The organism is Streptomyces cyaneus (assembly GCF_004028635.1).
Lineage (GTDB): Bacteria > Actinomycetota > Actinomycetes > Streptomycetales > Streptomycetaceae > Streptomyces > Streptomyces cyaneus.
In genome coordinates this window covers 259,704-277,051 of sequence record NZ_RQJW01000007.1, presented here as the reverse complement: position 1 = coordinate 277,051, position 17,348 = coordinate 259,704, and the positions used below count along the sequence as shown (strand labels likewise).

Annotated in this window: 16 protein-coding genes; 7 read left to right on the top strand and 9 right to left on the bottom strand. The window is 70.6% G+C overall.

Annotated features, from left to right (window positions below; genetic code table 11):
- Nucleotides 1-21: 21 nt before the first annotated feature.
- Nucleotides 22-753: a sulfite exporter TauE/SafE family protein gene (locus tag EHO50_RS26650; RefSeq protein ID WP_128433735.1), complete on the bottom strand. Its 732-nt coding sequence runs from the start codon at nt 751-753 to the stop codon at nt 22-24.
- Between the two features lie 153 nt (nt 754-906).
- Here EHO50_RS26650 and EHO50_RS26645 point away from each other — a divergent pair, with 153 nt between their 5' ends.
- On the top strand, nt 907-1,116 hold the full coding sequence (locus EHO50_RS26645) for a hypothetical protein (RefSeq protein WP_128433734.1): 210 nt from the start codon (nt 907-909) through the stop codon (nt 1,114-1,116).
- Between the two features lie 162 nt (nt 1,117-1,278).
- Nucleotides 1,279-1,779, top strand: a complete 501-nt coding sequence (locus EHO50_RS26640; protein WP_128433733.1) for an SgcJ/EcaC family oxidoreductase — start codon at nt 1,279-1,281, stop codon at nt 1,777-1,779.
- Here EHO50_RS26640 and EHO50_RS26635 read toward each other — a convergent pair.
- From EHO50_RS26635 to EHO50_RS26620, 4 genes are all read right to left on the bottom strand, one after another.
- A complete protein-coding gene (locus EHO50_RS26635) occupies nt 1,745-3,142 on the bottom strand; it encodes a sensor histidine kinase (RefSeq protein ID WP_128433732.1) in 1,398 nt (465 codons plus the stop codon). The two genes, EHO50_RS26640 and EHO50_RS26635, sit on opposite strands and share 35 nt — an antisense overlap.
- On the bottom strand, nt 3,139-3,831 hold the full coding sequence (locus tag EHO50_RS26630) for a response regulator transcription factor (RefSeq protein ID WP_128433731.1): 693 nt from the start codon (nt 3,829-3,831) through the stop codon (nt 3,139-3,141). Before EHO50_RS26630 ends, EHO50_RS26635 begins: the two co-directional genes overlap by 4 nt.
- 90 nt (nt 3,832-3,921) lie before the next feature.
- Nucleotides 3,922-5,118 carry a cytochrome P450 gene (locus EHO50_RS26625; RefSeq protein ID WP_128433730.1) on the bottom strand — a complete coding sequence of 399 codons (1,197 nt, stop codon included), beginning with the start codon at nt 5,116-5,118 and terminating at the stop codon, nt 3,922-3,924.
- A complete protein-coding gene (locus tag EHO50_RS26620; RefSeq protein WP_128434034.1) occupies nt 5,108-5,845 on the bottom strand; it encodes a cyclodityrosine synthase in 738 nt (245 codons plus the stop codon). The genes EHO50_RS26625 and EHO50_RS26620 overlap by 11 nt, the downstream gene beginning before the upstream one ends.
- 322 nt (nt 5,846-6,167) lie before the next feature.
- On the opposite strand from EHO50_RS26620, the gene EHO50_RS26615 reads away from it, so the two are divergent.
- The 4 genes from EHO50_RS26615 to EHO50_RS26600 all read left to right on the top strand — a co-directional run bounded on the left by EHO50_RS26615 (nt 6,168) and on the right by EHO50_RS26600 (nt 10,760).
- Nucleotides 6,168-7,445: an aspartate kinase gene (locus tag EHO50_RS26615; RefSeq protein WP_128433729.1), complete on the top strand. Its 1,278-nt coding sequence runs from the start codon at nt 6,168-6,170 to the stop codon at nt 7,443-7,445.
- On the top strand, nt 7,445-8,509 hold the full coding sequence (locus tag EHO50_RS26610) for an aspartate-semialdehyde dehydrogenase (protein ID WP_128433728.1): 1,065 nt from the start codon (nt 7,445-7,447) through the stop codon (nt 8,507-8,509). Before EHO50_RS26615 ends, EHO50_RS26610 begins: the two co-directional genes overlap by 1 nt.
- A gap of 398 nt (nt 8,510-8,907) precedes the next feature.
- The gene (locus EHO50_RS26605; RefSeq protein WP_167517977.1) at nt 8,908-9,591 is read left to right on the top strand and encodes a SigE family RNA polymerase sigma factor; all 684 of its coding nucleotides are present in this window, start codon (nt 8,908-8,910) and stop codon (nt 9,589-9,591) included.
- Between the two features lie 119 nt (nt 9,592-9,710).
- Nucleotides 9,711-10,760, top strand: a complete 1,050-nt coding sequence (locus EHO50_RS26600) for a hypothetical protein (RefSeq protein ID WP_128434033.1) — start codon at nt 9,711-9,713, stop codon at nt 10,758-10,760.
- A 24-nt stretch (nt 10,761-10,784) separates the two neighbouring features.
- On the opposite strand, the gene EHO50_RS26595 is transcribed toward EHO50_RS26600, so the two are convergent.
- The 3 genes from EHO50_RS26595 to EHO50_RS26585 are packed head-to-tail and all read right to left on the bottom strand — an operon-like array spanning nt 10,785 to nt 12,944.
- Nucleotides 10,785-11,636 (bottom strand): SURF1 family protein, encoded by an 852-nt coding sequence (locus tag EHO50_RS26595; RefSeq protein WP_128433727.1) that lies wholly within the window; start codon nt 11,634-11,636, stop codon nt 10,785-10,787.
- A gap of 56 nt (nt 11,637-11,692) precedes the next feature.
- Nucleotides 11,693-12,067, bottom strand: coding sequence for a nuclear transport factor 2 family protein (locus EHO50_RS26590; protein ID WP_128433726.1), 375 nt, complete (start codon nt 12,065-12,067; stop codon nt 11,693-11,695).
- 52 nt (nt 12,068-12,119) lie between these two features.
- Nucleotides 12,120-12,944: a class I SAM-dependent methyltransferase gene (locus tag EHO50_RS26585; RefSeq protein ID WP_128433725.1), complete on the bottom strand. Its 825-nt coding sequence runs from the start codon at nt 12,942-12,944 to the stop codon at nt 12,120-12,122.
- A gap of 70 nt (nt 12,945-13,014) precedes the next feature.
- Between EHO50_RS26585 and EHO50_RS26580 the strand changes: the two genes are divergently transcribed.
- Nucleotides 13,015-14,853 carry a S9 family peptidase gene (locus tag EHO50_RS26580; protein WP_128433724.1) on the top strand — a complete coding sequence of 613 codons (1,839 nt, stop codon included), beginning with the start codon at nt 13,015-13,017 and terminating at the stop codon, nt 14,851-14,853.
- Between the two features lie 363 nt (nt 14,854-15,216).
- Here EHO50_RS26580 and EHO50_RS26570 read toward each other — a convergent pair whose 3' ends face one another.
- On the bottom strand, nt 15,217-17,187 hold the full coding sequence (locus EHO50_RS26570) for an NAD-binding protein (RefSeq protein WP_128433722.1): 1,971 nt from the start codon (nt 17,185-17,187) through the stop codon (nt 15,217-15,219).
- Nucleotides 17,188-17,348: the final 161 nt, after the last annotated feature.

The following is a 17,348-nucleotide window of genomic DNA, read 5'->3' as shown; positions in this document are numbered from 1 at the left end:
CTCGAGGAGTTCGCGTACCGGTCACAGGCCCCACAGGCCCTTCGCCGCCGCAGTGACTCCGCCCGCCAAGGCCAGCGTCAGGACCAGCAGGCGGGCCCGCCGTTCGGGCAACCGCCCCGCGAGCCACCTGCCGATCACCCCGCCGACGGCCATGGCCGCGACCACCGAGACCCACTGCATCCCGCTCAGCCGCGGCACGCCGTTCGACGCCACGGAGAACGCGTTCACGATCACGCCGTAGAACATCGCGTTCGGCACGAACTCCCGTACCGTCCAGCCCGCGTTGACGGCGTACAACGAGATCGGCGGCCCGCCGACCCCCGCCGCGGAGTTCATGAACCCGCCCACCGCCCCGGCAGCGACCGCCCCCTTCATGCCGCGCAGGGCGGGGACCCGGGCGCCTCGCAGCACCAGCAGCACAGCCCCGGTCACGAGCCCGCCCATGACCAACAGCAGCACGGATTCAGGGAGTTGACGGGTCATCCACGTCCCCGCCGGCACCGTGCACGCCGCCGCCGCGCACAGCGGCACCATCGCCGCCGGCCGCACCTGCCGCCACCCGCCCGCCAGCCCCAGGGCGCAGATCGCCCCGGCCGCGCAGTTGGCCAGCACGACCCCCTCGGCCGGGCCGAGCACCAGCACGAGCGCGGGTACGGCGACCAGGGCGAAGCCCATCCCCGTGAGCCACTGGACGCAGGAGCCGAGCAGCACGATGGCGGCCAGGAGGGCCTCGCCCGTCCATCCGCTCGTCATCGCTCGGCGTCCCCCTACGCGCAGTCGGTGGTGTAGCCCGCTACACCACCCCTTCGGGAGACCACTCCCTCGTCGCTGACCTCGGAAAACGCGATCGTTGATCTCGCCAGGTCAACGGCCGCCGCAGCGGCCCCGCCCCCGAAGGAAACCATCATGAAGGCCCTGCTCTCCTCCCGCCCCGTCCTGTGGTTCCTGTTCCTCTTCAACGCCGTCGTCGCCGCGGCCGCGCCCTTTGCCGTGGACGGTGCCCAGGGGATCGCGACCAGCGTCGGCATGGGCGTAGTCTCCCTCGGGGCCGGTTCCGCCCTGATGCGCCGACGGAATGCGAACGTGGCGTCAGCACAAAATGCGAACGTGGCGTAATCGGCAAGTCACCCGGCGTGAATTGGGCACGTGCTGTCCCGGCCCTGTATCTGCCTTGTACGGGCCCTAACCGGTGCCAGGCGAATCTGGAGTCACCTCCACCGCAGAGAACACAGAAAGCGGAGGGAGACCCACCAGACCGCACAGCACTGGGAGTTCGCGATGACCCGTCGTTCCATAAGCAAGCGCGTAGCCGCCGTCACCGCAGCCGCCCTCGTCGCCGTCGGTACCTTTGCCGCAGGTGGTGCCGTCGCCGGACCGGAGAAGGCGGCGAAGCCCACCAAGAAGCAGGTGGCCGCCCTGTTCGACGAGTGGAACGCGGCGCTGAAGACCCAGGACCCGGAGAAGGTCGCCGACCTCTACTGGGACGACGCGGTCCTGCTGCCCACCCTTTCCAACCAGGTCCGTGCCGACCGCGAGAGCCGCATCGACTACTTCGAGCACTTCCTGGCGAACAAGCCGGTCGGCACGAAGATCGAGACGCACATCAACGTCCTCGACTCCAACTCGGTGCTGGACGCGGGTCTCTACGAGTTCGCGCTCACCGACCACGACACGGGCAAGAAGAGCATCGCCAAGGCCCGCTACACCTACGAGTGGGAGAAGCGGGACGGCGAGTGGAAGATCGTCAACCACCACTCCTCGTTGATGCCCGAAGGCTGATCCCCACGGACAGCCCGCCCCCGGGAGCGTCGCCCAGGGCCACCGTCCCGCCGTCGTCGGTCACCAGCTGTTTGACGACGGCGAGGCCGAGGCCTGAGCCGGAGCGCCCGGTCAGGCCCTGGCCACGCCAGAAGCGGTCGAAGGCGCGGGACTTCTCCGCGTCCGACATGCCGGGGCCCTCGTCGTCCACCGACAGGATCACCTCGTCGCCCCTCGGCTCCACCCGGACCGTGATCGTGCCGCCGTCCGGTGACACCTCCAGGGCGTTCGAAAGCACGTTGTCCAGCACCTGGTCCAGATGACCGGGGCTGGTCAGCACAAGCAGCCGGCCGTCGGCACTCCCCCTGAGCGCGATGGTGACTCCGCGCTCGTCGGCGGCCGGCCTCCATACCGTCAGCCGTTCGTCCACGATGTCCCTGAGGGGCAGCGGCTCCGCGGCCGTGACCTTCGCCTCTGCCCGGGCGAGGACCAGCAGGCCGTTGACGAGCCGGCTCATCCGGACGACCTCGGCGGTCGCCTGCTCCACGTCCTCCCGTACGAACTCGTCGTCCACCCCGTCCGCGATGTTGTCCAGGGACAGGCGCAGCGCCGTGAGGGGAGTACGGAGTTGGTGCGAGGCGTCGGCCACGAAGATCCGCTGCGAGGCGACCAGCGTGTCCAGGCGTTCCGCGCCCTGGTTCAGGGTGCGGGCCAGGGTCTGGGTCTCCGGCGGGCCCGTCACCGGGGAGCGCGCGGTCAGATCGCCGTCGCTGAACTTGCTGGCCATGTCGTTGAGCTGGCGCAGCGGGGCGGTGATCCGGCGGGCGGCGAACGCGCCGATCGCGGCCGCGGCACCCAGGACGGCGACGGCCAGCCCGGCCCGGAATCCCCAGATGGTCCACAGCCGGTTGGTGAGTTCCTTGGTCGAGTACTCGATCCGTACGGCGCCCACCACCGGGCCCGTGCCCGCTCCCTGCGCCGTGGACTGGCGAGCGGGAACCGTCACCACCAGGTGCCGGCCCCAGATGAAGTCGGAGCCCCAGTCGACCGTCTCGCGCTGCTTCTGCTGCAGGACGTCGGTCAGGTCGGGGTCCGGGGCGGGCTCGGGCAGGTCCGGCCTGCAGGCCCAGGAGGTGTCGGAGACGGCCACCTGGACCTCTCCCGGAGTCTCGTCGTCGTAGGCCTTGGCCATCTCGGTCAGGGCCTGGCAGGAGGCGGGGTTGCCGTTGCCCAGCAGCAGGCCCATGGTCTTCGCCTCGCGCAGGACCGACTCCCGGGTGTCGTCGCGCAGTTGCTTGGTCAGCGTGAAGGCCACCGGCACCGTGAACAGGGCGATGGCGATCGCGACGAGCAGGATGTAACTGCGGATGAGCTGGCGGTTCATGAGGCGTCACTGCCTCCGGCGATCTCCAACCGGAAGCCGACCCCCCGCACCGCCTCGATCGTGATCGCCCCTGCCAACTTCCGCCGCAGCGCCGCCACATGCACGTCCAGGGTCTTCGTCGGGCCGAACCAGTTCGCGTCCCAGACCGCCTCCATGATCTGCTCGCGCGACATCAACGCCCCGGGCTCCTCGGTGAGAAAGGCCAGCAGGTCGTACTCCTTGGGCGCGAGGGCGACCTCCTCGCCGTCCAGGCGGACGCGGGCCGCCTTGCGGTCGATGGTCAGGCGGGTGCCGTAACGGTCCGGGCCGGCCTCGGCGGCCGTGGCGGGAGTGCGCGGCTGCATACGGCGCATGACCGCTCGTATCCGCGCGATGACCTCGCGGACCCCGAACGGCTTGGACACGTAGTCGTCCGCGCCGAGCTCCAGCCCGACCACCCGGTCCGTCTCGTCGCTGCGCGCGCTGATCACGATGATCGGCACGTCACCGCGCTCACGCAGCGCCTTGCAGACGTCGAGCCCGTCGGTGTCGGGCAGGCCGAGATCGAGGAGCACGACGTCGTAGGGGTCGTCGTGGCTCAGCGCCGCGGCACCCGTGCTGACCCATGCCACCTCGAAGCCGTAACGCAGGAGCCCTCGCCGGAGCGACTCGGCGACCGGCTCGTCGTCTTCCACCAGCAGTACGCGCACAGGCGAACCATAGTGGTTGAACTTTAAAGACGACCGGTCGCCGAGCCCGTGAACAGGCGATAAGCGGGTGAAAGGGCTGTTATGCGGCCGCTACCACATGATCGGCAGCCGCTCCGGGATCCGCTTCATGAACCCGGTCCGCCACACCAGCTGCTCGATCGGCACCGCGAGCCGCAGCCCGGGCATCCGCTCCAGCAACGTCTCCAGGGCGATCTCCGCGTGTCTGCGGCCGAGGGCGGTGGCGGGGCAGTAGTGGCGGCCGCCGCCGAAGGAGAGGTGGGCGGTGCTGTTCTCGCGGGTGAGGTCGACGGCGTACGGGTCGGGGAAGGCGGCCGCGTCGAAGTTCGCGCCCTCGACCAGGACGAGGATCAGCTCACCCGCCTTGACCTGGACATCTCCGAGGAGCACGTCCTGCGTCGCCAGCCTCGGCAGCCCGTCGCCGATGGACAGGTTGATGCGCAGCAGCTCGTCGACGGCGGCCGGGACCAGGGTGCGGTCGGCGAGGAGGCGGGCGTGCAGCTCGGGATGCTGGATCAGCGACACCAGCGCCATGGTCAGGAAGCCGGCGGTGGAGATGACACCGGCGCCGAACATCGTCACCCCGACCGTCGCGAGCATCTCGTCGGTGAGGTGGTCGTAGTCGGGGTCGGCGCGCAGGGCGGCGAGCTCGGCCATCAGGCCGGTGGTCGCCGGGTCGTCGAGCCGCTCGGTCATGTACGCGATGTCCCGGTCCCAGTTCAGCCGCGCCCCCGCGACCGGGCAGGCCGAGTTCATGAACGCGATGTCCAGACTCCGCATCAGCCTCGGCGCGTCCTCCTGCGGAATGCCGAGGATGCGGCAGTGCATGCCCGCCGAGTACGGGTCGGCGAAGCCGCCGCGCAGGTCCGCCGGAGCGCCCTCGCGGATCAGCTCGTCGACGAGCTCGGCGGCGTAGGAGCGCATCCACTCCGCGAGGCCGGGGCTCTTCGGGTTCAGCGCCTTCAGTACGGCCTTGCGCAGGCCGGCCCCGGTGATGTTCCCCATGTTGTTGACGACCTCGGGCGGGATCGTCAGCGCGTACTGGCGGGGCACGCCCGGCGCCGAGGTGTCCTTCAGGCTGAAGCGCGGGTCTTCGAGCACCTGCTTGCACAGCTCGTACGACGACACGAGCCAGGCCTCGTCACCGGCGATGGTGCGCACGCGGCGCACCGGGCTGCCGGCGCGCAACGCCTCCACCTCGGCGGGGATCTGGTCGCCGCGCCAGGAGAAGGGGAAGTCGATGGGGGCTTCAGTGGCTTCAGTGAGCATCGGTGGTCCTGTCTGCCGGCGTCACGATGGCGTGCCCCTGGTTGCGGGAGGCGCGCAGGCCCGCACCGCGGGAGTAGAGGAGCTCGGCCATCGGCAGGAGCTGGTGGTAGCAGTTGAGGGAGGAGGGGACGCCGAGGATGGCGGGCGTGTCCAGAAAGAGGGGCGCCTCGGCGCAGACGTAGGCCAGGCAGACCTCGCGTTGCGCTTCGGTCACGCGGCCCTCTTTGCCGGCCAGGAAGGTGTCGACGAGCTTCTCGCAGGTCGTGCGGAACTCGTCGTCGGTGGCGAGGCGGGCCTGGAGGCGGTCGTGGATCTCGCGGTACGCCGTGTTGCCGCGGAAGTCCGACATGGCGTGGGCGTGCAGGCGCGTGCCGCCGGGGTCGACGGCTTCGACTGCGCCGAGAACCTTGGCGCGCACGCCGCGCAGGTTCTTCACCGCCTTGCGGCGCGCGTCGTCGGGCGGATAGCCGGACGCCGCGTACATCTCGGCCACGTACAGGTCCGTGTAGACGAAGTCCACGCGCTCGAAGAGGGCGAGGCCCCAGTGGGCGAGGTCGTGGACGCGGCGGGCGGAGAAGTAGCTGTTGCCGGGGGAGACGCCGATGACGGCGTGGTCGCCCGCGATGCGGATGACCTCGCAGTGCGGCGTGAAGGGCTGGATCTTGAAGAGGCCGGCCGGGGAATCCGTATCGGCTCGAGTGACGTGCTGGATCTCTGAATCGGTCACAGTCGTCAAAGGAAGAGATTCCTTCGCGTCGCGAGTCCCGATGGAGCCTTGTGCTCCTGGTGTGGCGACGACGACGCGAAGTTAGCGTTCGACTACGGAGAGCGTCAATGGCAGTGATCGCGACCTGCGGTCCTTCCCGCGGCGTCGAGCAGGTGAGCGTCCGCGGCGACCCGAGTGACCTGCACCACTAACCCGGTTGCCCCACCTGCCGCTGGGCAGACACCACCCCGGAGCGCCGAGTCTCACCATCTGGGAACCCCAAGGTCGAATTCGGACGCTCGTTAGACTGAGCCGACACACACGGACTGAGCGAGGAGCGCACGTGGGCCTTGTCGTGCAGAAGTACGGAGGCTCCTCCGTAGCCGATGCCGAGGGCATCAAGCGCGTCGCCAAGCGGATCGTGGAAGCCAAGAAGAACGGCCACCAGGTGGTCGCCGTGGTTTCCGCGATGGGCGACACGACGGACGAGCTGATCGATCTCGCCGAGCAGGTATCCCCGATGCCTGCCGGGCGTGAACTCGACATGCTGCTGACCGCCGGAGAGCGGATCTCCATGGCACTGCTGGCCATGGCGATCAAAAACCTGGGCCACTCCGCCCAGAGCTTCACCGGCAGCCAGGCAGGCGTCATCACCGACTCGGTCCACAACAAAGCCCGGATCATCGATGTCACGCCGGGCCGGATCCGCACCTCGGTGGACGAGGGCAACATCGCCATCGTGGCCGGGTTCCAGGGCGTCAGCCAGGACTCGAAGGACATCACCACCCTGGGGCGCGGCGGGTCGGACACGACCGCCGTGGCGCTGGCCGCCGCCCTCGACGCCGAGGTGTGCGAGATCTACACCGACGTCGACGGCGTGTTCACCGCCGACCCGCGTGTGGTGAAGAAGGCGAAGAAGATCGACTGGATCTCCTTCGAGGACATGCTGGAGCTGGCTGCGTCCGGCTCGAAGGTGCTGCTCCACCGCTGTGTGGAGTACGCCCGCCGCTACAACATCCCGATCCACGTCCGGTCCAGCTTCAGCGGACTGCAGGGCACGTGGGTCAGCAGCGAGCCGATCGATCAAGGGGACAAGCAGGTGGAGCAGGCCATCATCTCCGGTGTCGCGCACGACACCTCCGAGGCCAAGGTCACCGTCGTCGGTGTGCCGGACAAGCCGGGCGAGGCCGCCGCGATCTTCCGGACGATCTCGAACGCCGAGATCAACATCGACATGATCGTGCAGAACGTGTCCGCGGCCTCCACGGGCCTGACGGACATCTCCTTCACGCTCCCCAAGGCCGAGGGCCGCAAGGCCATCGACGCCCTGGAGAAGAACAAGAGCGGCATCGGCTTCGACTCGCTGCGCTACGACGACCAGATCGGCAAGATCTCGCTGGTCGGCGCGGGCATGAAGACGAACCCCGGCGTCACCGCCGACTTCTTCACCGCGCTGTCCGACGCCGGCGTGAACATCGAGCTGATCTCGACCTCCGAGATCCGTATCTCGGTCGTCACCCGCGCCGACGACGTCAACGAGGCCGTCCGCGCCGTGCACAGCGCCTTCGGTCTCGACTCCGACAGCGACGAGGCTGTCGTGTACGGAGGCACCGGACGCTGATGGCGGGGATGGAGTCCCGCCGCCCGACGCTCGCGGTCGTGGGAGCGACCGGAGCCGTCGGCACGGTCATGCTCCAGATCCTCTCCCAGCGCGCCGACGTCTGGGGTGAGATCCGTCTCGTCGCCTCGCCGCGCTCGGCCGGCCGCAAGCTGGCCGTGCGCGGCGAGGAGGTCGAGGTGGTGGCGCTCACCGAGGAGGCCTTCGCCGGGGTCGACGTCGCGATGTTCGACGTCCCCGACGAGGTGGCCGCCCGATGGGCGCCGATCGCCGCAGCCAAGGGCGCGGTGGTGGTGGACAATTCGGGCGCCTTCCGGATGGACCCGGATGTGCCCCTGGTCGTTCCCGAGGTCAACCCGCATGCCGTACGGATGCGGCCGCGCGGCATCGTCGCCAACCCCAACTGCACCACCCTCTCCATGATCGTGGCGCTGGGCGCGCTGCACGCCGAGTTCGGGTTGCGCGGGCTGGTGGTCTCCTCGTACCAGGCGGTGAGCGGGGCCGGGCGCGCCGGTGTGGAGACGCTCCGGCAGCAGCTGTCCCTCGTCGCCGGTACGGATCTGGGGAACAGCCCCGGTGACGTACGGCGGGCCATCGGCGAGAACACCGGGCCGTTCCCGGAGCCGGTCGCGCTGAACGTCGTGCCGTGGGCCGGGTCCTTGCGTGAGGACGGCTGGTCGTCGGAGGAGATGAAGGTGCGGGACGAATCCCGCAAGATCCTCGGGCTGCCGAAGCTGCCGGTCGCGGTGACCTGTGTGCGGGTGCCGGTGCTGACCGGGCACTCGCTGACCCTGCACGCCCGCTTCGAGGGCGAGGTCACGGTCGCCAAGGCGCGCGAGATCCTGGCCACCGCACCCGGGGTCGTGCTCTACGACGACCCGGAGGCCGGCGAGTTCCCGACGCCCGCCGACGTGGTGGGCACGGACCCGACCTGGGTCGGGCGGGTGCGGCGCGCGCTCGACGATCCGACGGCGCTCGAACTCTTCGTCTGCGGCGACAATCTGCGCAAGGGCGCGGCCCTCAACACCGCGCAGATCGCCGAGCTCGTGGCGGCGGAGTTTTCGTGAGACCGGCCGTGGTGCCGGAAAACTCCTGGGCGTTGGTTGAATCGTTTGTAGGATCTATGTGAGAAGTGTGAGCCGATCGATGGTCCGGACCACTTGAACCGGGCCCCGGCGGCAGCCGAAGATTTTTCTCCCCGCCCTGCAACCGCTTGCAGGGCGGGGAGCGTCTTTGCGGTCGCCCTTATGGGCGTGGAGACGCGTTTTTTCTGGCGTGGGGACGCCAAGAGCCGGGCGTGGGGACGCTCGGCCATTTTGGACATAAGGGAAGAGCGGGTAGGCATGTGGGCGTTTGACGCACGGTCAGCTGTGCTGCCTGGCACGAGAGGGGCGGCTGCCGGGACTGACGCAAAAGTGACGTCCGGCACGTACAACCCTCCAGGGGGGACGCGTGTCCAACAGGCGTGGCAGAGGTACTCGACTTCAGTGCGGCGACCCGCGGTACGGCCCTACGGCCGCCCCGCCGGCCCGTCCGACCCCGCATGTCCGGCACGCCCGGCGGCATGCCGGTGATCGCGCCCATGCCCGCAGCGCGGCCCGCCCGCATTCCCAGTCAGCGCGACGGCTCCGAGCACGCCGAGAACACCGCGGCGGCCGGTACGACCGTCGACCACCTCACCGAGACCTACCGGGCGCACTACCGCTCGCTGCTGGGCCTCGCGGCTCTTCTCCTCGACGACACCGCCTCCTGCGAGGACGTCGTCCAGGAGGCGTTCATCCGCGTCCACTCCGCGCGCAAGCGCGTGCGTGACCCGGAGAAGACACTGGCCTATCTGCGCCAGACCGTCGTCAACCTGTCCCGCTCCGCCCTGCGCCGCCGCATACTCGGCCTCAAGTTGCTGTCCAAGCCGATGCCCGACATGGCGAGCGCGGAGGAGGGAGCGTACGACCAGCTCGAGCGCGACTCCCTCATCAAGGCGATGAAGGGCCTGCAGCGCCGACAGCGCGAGGTGCTGGTCCTGCGTTACTTCGCGGACATGACCGAGGCGCAGGTCGCCGAGACGCTCGGCATCTCGCTGGGCTCGGTGAAGGCGTACGGCTCGCGCGGCATCGCGGCGCTGCGGGTGGCCATGGAGGCGCCGGCATGAGCGAGGACCATGAGGGGCGGCGTCATCTGCACGTCCCCCACGAGCCGTACGACTGGCGTGAGCCGACAGGGCGGCCGGACAAGCAACAGCCGAAGCAATCGCACGCTGGGAACGGAACTGTGAACCACGGCCCCGACGACCAGGGCCCCGAGGGGTTCGACTCGGACGAGCTGGCACTGCGCCGCATGCTCCATCACGCGGTCGAGGAGATCGAGCCGCGCGACGGCACGCTGGACCATCTGCGGCGGGCGGTGCCCGCGCGGCGGGCGCGCAAGCGGCAGGCCCTCGTCGGCGTGGCGGCCGCGGCGCTCTTCGTCGGCACCGCCGTCCCGGCCCTGGTGCACGTCTCCAACTCCACCGGCTCCGACGTCAACCCGTCCGTCGCCGGGCACGGTGAGCAGGCGCAGGGCGGATCCGGTCAGGGCAAGGAGACCGAGGGCGGCGAGAGCACGTCCGGCGGCTCCTCGGGCAAGACCGAGGACCAGGGCAAGGGGAGCGAGAAGGACGAGGACAAGGGCACCGGCAAGAGTCCGGGTGCCGGTTCCGGAAGCTCCACCGACCCGTTGGCGACCAGCCCGGCCGGCACAGCCGCGTGCACCGCGGACCAGCTGGGCACGTCCGGCGGGACCACGAACGTCCCCGAGACGTCCGGCGCGGTCTACGGCACCTTCACCTTCAGCAACGTCTCCACCGTCGACTGCACGGTGAGCAGCCCGGGCTCGATGTTCCTTGCCGCGGGTGGAGCGGCGGACGGCACGAAGATCACCGACATCCGGCATGTCGCCGGTGACGCGGCGGCCGGTCTGCCCGACCCGTCCCAGGAGCTCACCTCCCTCGTCCTCAAGCCGGGCGACTCCTACCAGGTGAAGTTCGCCTGGGTCCCCTCGGAGGCCTGCCCCACGACGACCGACCCCAGTGGCGGTACCAACGGCGGCAACGACCCCTCACCCACCCCGACCCCCACCCAGGACACCTCCGGCACGACGGAGGGCACGTCCACGGGAGGCGACACCGGTACCTCCACGCAGCTGATGACGGAGGACACCACGGCCGAGGGAAGCGTCACGATCACCAACACGCCGGAGGCGGGAGCGCCGGCGGCCTCGGTGACGGTGTCCAACGCGTGCGCGGGGATCGTGTACTGGACGGGTGTGCTGGCGGGGGCGTAGGGCGTAGGCGGGGAACCGTCCCCGCTAGGCGTTCGCCTTCTCCTGCGTCGGACCCTCGCTCGACTCCCCGGCCGGGTCCTTCTCGGCCGGGTCCCTCTGGCCCCCGTCGGGCTCTTGGTCCGGCACCAGGCCCAGCTCCGCGTCCCGTACGGACTCCACCTCGCGGCGGAGCAGGCGGAACCACATGAAGACCACGAAGCCCGCGAAGACGAACCACTCGCCGGTGTAGCCGAGGTTCTGGAACGCCTTCAGGTCGAGGCCGGTGTCGTTGGCGGCGGCCACCGGCACGGGCTTCATGCCGGAGTCGGCCTTGTCGAGGGTGACCCAGGCGTCGTAGACGTCGTACGGCACCAGGTTCACCAGCGACGCCGCGCTGATCGCCCCCGTCTGACCGGACGGCAGGCCACCCTGCGCGGGCACGCCGTTCTCGCCGGGCACCTCGGACGCCTGGAGCGAGCCGGTGACCGTGACCTCGCCGGTGGGTGCGGCGGGGGCCTCGGCACGGTCGGCGTCGCCGGGCAGCCAGCCCCGCACGACCGGCAGGGCCTTGTCCTCGTCGGTGTGCAGCAGCGTCAGGACGTAGTAGCCCTGCTTGCCGTCCAGCTCCCGGTCGGGGACCAGCAGCTGCTTGCCGTACCGGCCGCTCGCGGTGACCTTCTTGCCCACCGTCGCCTTGTCCACGGGCAGCAGCTCGGCGAGTGGACGGGCCGCCTCCTGCTTGTTCTCCGCGGCCTGCTCACCGGCGCTGCGATGGTCCGCGACCCGCGCCTCGAACCGGCTCAGCTGCCACGACCCCATGAACACGCAGAAGGGGATGGCAAGCAGCACGAAGACGTTGATTCCCCACCAACGGGGCGTCAGCAGAAACCGGTACACACCCTCAACGGTACGGGGCTCCCGCGGAGGGCTCGGCCGCGGGGTCCGGTCCCGTCTCAGTACCGCTCGACGAGGTGTTCCCGGCCGGCTGGAGGTTCGTAAGGCTCCGGCCAGAAGTCTGTGACGGTGGATATTCGGCCGTCCTCGTCCCCCGTGAAGAAGGAGATGCCGTACATCTCCTCCAGCCCCACCGTGAAGTGGAGCCAGGTCACGACCTGCCCAGGCTCGGCGACGACCCGCTCGATCCGCAGGCGCCAGTCACCCGGATACTCCCGGTTGAACTGCACATACCGCTCCCGCCCACTGATCCGCTCCCGCGTCTGGGGCAGTGTGTAGACGACGTCCTCGGCCAGCGTGTCGGCGAACGCGTCCCACTCCCGGGCCGCGGCGGTGGCCCAGAACCTCTCGACTGTCTTCCGCAGATCCGTCATGCCGAGGAGTCTGCATCCCGCCACTGACAATCGGCCCTGAACTGGGAAAACGTCAGTTCCGGGTGGCTTTCAGCGAGTACATCAGCGGAATCTGCGGCCGCCCCGCCGGGAAGCGGTAGTAGCCGTCCCGTGCCTCGAAGGACTCGAACCGGCGGAACAGCGAGACGTCGTGCTCGTGCAGGAACTCGATGCGCAGTCCGGCCGCCGCGAGGGCGGTCACGACCTCGCCGATCGGGTGCTGCCACTCGACGCTGCGGTTGTTGACCGTGTCGGTGCTGTCGGACCCGTAGGTGCCGGGGAGGTCGTACACCTGGGCGTCGCGGTCGAAGTAGTCGCGGACGATGCGGGAGCCCGTCTCGTCGTCGAGGACGTCGGTGAGCGGGTGGAACTCGGCGAGGTAGAGGAACCCGCCCGGCGCGACGAGCGAGGCCGCCGTCTCGGCCCAGCGGCGGATGTCGGGCAGCCAGCACAGGGCGCCCCCGCCGGTGTAGACGATGTCGTACGCGGGGTCCGGCACCGCCTCCGCCGCGTCGTACACGTCGGCCGCGACGAAGGCCGCCCGGTCCTGACCGAGCCCGAGGTCGGCGGCGAGCGAGCGGGCCACGTCCACCGCGGGTTCGGAGAAGTCGAGGCCCACGACGCGGGCGGCGCCGTGCCGGGCCCAGGACAGGGTGTCGAGGCCCATGTGGCACTGCAGGTGCAGCAGCGACCTGCCGGTGACGTCCCCCACCTCCGCCCGCTCGAAGTCGCGCAGGGCGTCGGCGCCGGCGCGGAACCCGTCGAGGTCGTAGAAGGAGCCGGCCGCGTGCAGCGGGACGCGCTCGTCCCAGAGCGCGCGGTTGGCTTCATTCCAGTCTGTGGGTATGGCGGAGTGCATGGTCGCGAAGTTATCCACAGGCTGGGGACCTCGCCAGCGAATTGTCGGCCGGGCCAGGCACTATGGGGCAATGACTGAGAGCCACGGGTCCGATTCGCGGGATCACCACAAGCAGGACAAGGACATGCCGGACTGGGAGAAGCGCTTCCGAGCGCCTCGGGTGTCGCTGCCCGACTGGGCGGAGGACGCCCCGGACCGCTCCTTGTTCGTGTCGAACGCCACAGGGACGTACGAGCTGTACGCCTGGGACCGGTCGACGGGCGAGCAGCGCCAGGTGACCGACCGGCCGAACGGCACGACGGACGGCGTGCTCACCCCGGACGGCGCGTGGATCTGGTGGTTCGACGACAAGGACGGTGACGAGTTCGGCGTCTGGCGCCGCCAGCGGTTCGACGGCGGCGAGGACGAGCTCGCGGCGCCGGGCCTGGACCCGTCGTACCCGGCGGGCCTCGCCCTGGGCCGGGACGGCCGTACGGCGATCGTGGGCCGCTCGACGGACGAGGACGGTACGACGATCCATCTGGCCCGCACCGGCGAGCCCCCGCTGGAGATCTACCGCCACCGCGAGTCCGCGGGCGTCGGCGACCTCTCGTACGACGGCAAGCTGATCGCCATCGAGCACACCGAGCACGGCGACGCGATGCACTCGGCGCTGCGCGTGGTGCGTCCCGACGGCACGGCGGTCGCGGAACTCGACGACACCAAGGGCGGCTCGGAGGAACTGGGCCTGGAGGTCCTGGGCTTCGCCCCGGTGGAGGGCGACGGGCGCCTGCTCATCGGCCACCAGAGGCGCGGCCGCTGGGAGCCGCTGGTGTGGGACGTGACGACGGGGGAGGAGACGGACCTCGCGCTGGAGCTGCCCGGTGACGTGAGCGCCGAGTGGTATCCCGACGGCACCGGTCTGCTGATCGCGCACAGCTTCGAGGCCCGCAGCGAACTGTTCCGCTACGACCTGGCCCGGCGTGAGCTGGTGCGGATCCCGACCCCGGCGGGCTCGGTGTCGGGGGCGTCGGCCCGTCCGGACGGCAGCGTGGAGTACCTGTGGTCGTCGGCGGCCGAGCCGTCGGCGGTGCGGTCGACGACGGGGCACGTGGTGCTGGACCCGCCCGGCATGAAGTCCCCCGGCTCGGTGCCGGTCCAGGACGTGTGGGTGGAGGGCCCGGGCGGCCGCATCCACGCTCTCGTCCAGCGGCCTGAGGGCGCCGAGGGCCCGCTCCCGACGGTCTTCGACATCCACGGCGGCCCGACCTGGCACGACAGCGACTCGTTCGCGGCGGGCCCGGCGGCCTGGGTGGACCACGGGTACGCGGTCGTGCGGGTCAACTACCGCGGCTCGACGGGCTACGGGCGCGCCTGGACGGACGCGCTCAAGCACCGGGTCGGGCTGATCGAGCTGGAGGACATCGCGGCGGTCCGGGAATGGGCGGTGACATCCGGCCTGGCCGACCCCGCCCGTCTGATCCTCACCGGCGGTTCGTGGGGCGGCTACCTCACCCTCCTCGGCCTCGGCACCCAGCCGGACGCGTGGACCCTGGGCATCGCCGCGGTCCCGGTCGCCGACTACGTCACGGCGTACCACGACGAGATGGAGTCACTGAAGGCCCTGGACCGCACACTGCTGGGCGGCACACCCGAGGAGGTGCCGGAGCGCTTCGAGGCGTCGTCACCACTGACGTACGTCGACCAGGTCAAGGCACCGGTCTACATCTCGGCGGGCGTGAACGACCCCCGCTGCCCGATCCGACAGATCGACAACTATGTGAAGCGCCTTCAGTCCCGGGAGGCAGTCCACGAGGTGTACCGCTACGACGCGGGGCACGGCTCGCTGGTGGTGGACGAGCGGATCAAGCAGGTACAGCTGGAACTGGACTTCGCAGAGCGCCACTTGGGGGCGCCACACCAGCCGTAGCCCCCAATCAGCCAGCTGGGGGCTGTGCCTCGAGGCGCTGACGGTCACTTCCACTGCGCTGCGCTTCAGGACGCCGGTCCGTGCATTTCAGCCCGTCCGGCGTTTGAGGACGAGCAGGGCCGTCCCGATCCCCCACCCACCCGCTGGGGGCTCTGCCTCACTGCGGCGGCGGTCACTTCCCGGCGCCGGCCAGCATCATCCAGCCCGTCCGGCGTTTGAGGACGAGGCCCGTTCAGGGCCGATGGGGGTCCAGGGGGCGGAGCCCCCTGGCGGGGTCGAAGGGGCGGAGCCCCTTCAAGGACGGGAAGGGTAGGGGCGGCGGGGGCGCTGCAACCATCAGCGGCCCCGCCCCGGGCCCCCGGCCTAAGCCTCCGCCCGCTCCCGCGACCGCCGCCCCAACAGTTCCGCCAACCCCCGCCGGGTGGCGGCCAGTACCACCCGATCCTCCTTCTGGAGAACGTAGTTGTCGGGCAGGTCCCACACCCACCCCGACGTACCACCCGCCCGCCCGTCCTCGTACGCCTCCTCCACCGCCGGTTCCTCCCGGCGATCGTCGCGCCGCTCGTCCCGCCCGCTCCGATCCACCGCCAGCACCCGCCACGCACCCGCCCGAAAGGCCTGACCGACGGTCTTGTCCTCCAGTTGCGCATGCCCGGCCACATCCACCGCCGCGAACAGGAGCACCCGCCGCTCGACCGGAATGGCGCCCAGGATCTGGCGCCCCATCATCGCCCCGGCGAACGCGGGCGCGGCCAGATGCGTCACGCTCCGGCTGCGCGTGGACGCGTAGGGGTGCGCGGCACGCAGGGTGCGGTAGACGGCGGTGGCGAAGTCGTCGTCGTACAGGCGCAGGACCACGCGAAGGTCGGGGCGGACGGAGCGGGCGTACAGGGCGGCTTCGAGGTTCGTCGTGTCGGCGCTGGTCACCGCCAGGAGCGCATGCGCCCGGTGGATCTTCGCCGCCTCCAGGACGCCCTCCTGAGTGACGTCCCCGAGCACCACCGGCACCCGCAGCCGCCGCGCCGTCGCCAGCCCGCGCGCCTCGGGGTCGGCCTCGACGCACACCACGGGGATGTGCAGTTCCCGCAGCCGCGTCAGCACCCGGGTGCCGATCTTGCCCAGTCCGAGCAGCACCACATGCCCGCCCAGTCCGCGCGGCGGTTTGCGCAGGGCGGACGCGGAGCGGAACGTGCCCAGGGCCTCCAGTACCGCCGCCAGCAGCACCGGAAGCAGCAGCAGACCCATCAGCCCGGACAGGAGCTGGAGGATCTGGCGGGCCAGGCCCTGGTGGAGGGCGGGTTCGTTGATGGCGAAGAGGTCGAGGAGGGTCATGTAAGTGGCGTAGAGCGGGTGTTCCCCGGTCACCACCGTCAGGGCCACGGCCAGTGCCGCGACACACCCCACCAGCCCGGCCAGCGACCACCGCAACCGCCGCGAGAACAGCGACGCGAACGCCGGTACGACGCCTGCCCCTCCGCGACTCGAGGCCATCGACGGGCCGGCGAACGACACCTGCTCCAGGACGACCCTCCCACGCCCCCTGGCCCGCTGCACCGTCGCCGCGTCCGGCAGCAGCAGCGGCCCTTGCTCGCCACTGCCGTCCGAACCGCCCGAACCATGCGAACCATGCGAACCGTCCGAACCAGCCGCTGCGGCCGGTTCGTTGCCGTTCGTGGACAGCAGGGCCAGCGTGGCCAGCCCGGCAGGGGGCATCTGACCGGGCCGCAGCGGCGGGCGTTCCACCGCACGCAGCAGCAGGCCGTCCGTCTGTACGACCTTGGTGGTGCCGGCGACGGCGGAGGCGGCCAGCGCGGGGGCGGCCGTATCGGCGTCGGACAGGACCGTCGTGGAGGGGTCCAGACCGGCGTCGTCCGTGCCCGTCGCCAATGTGGCCGCCTGGTCGAGGAGTTCCTCGATGTGCTGGCCCAACCGGCGGTTGTACAGGCGCAGCACGAGCCGGAGGCGGGGGTTGAGACGGCGGGCGGTGAGGGCGGCGCGGATGTTGGTCTCGTCGTCGTCATAGACGAGGGCGAGCGCGGCGGCCCGTTCCACGCCCACCTCGGCGAACGCCTCCTCGGTGGCCTCGGCGGCCTCCACCACCCGTACGCTCCCGGCCGGTTCGCTGCCACCGACGGCCCCGCCGCCGGCCCGGTTGACGGCCGCGTTCACCACCCGGTCGAGCAGCGCCGCCGACGCGGCCCGGGCCCGGCCCACGACCGGCGGCCGTACCGTGCGCTCGGAGGGCGGCACGACGAGCGTGACCTGTTCGCCGTACACCCCGCGCAACTCGGCGGCAAGCCGGTGCGCGAGCCCGTCGTCGCCGCACACCACCATGTGCGCGGCCGTGTCACTCCCTAAGCCCTGATTCGGAACGCTCGCCACAAGGGGAAAGACTGCCTCACTGGGACGGGTGGTTCCACAGGCGCCCCCCTCGGAACCTGAACGCCCGCGCCCGGCCGTCCGTATGAGAGGGGAGGGAAATCAGCGCCCTTCCG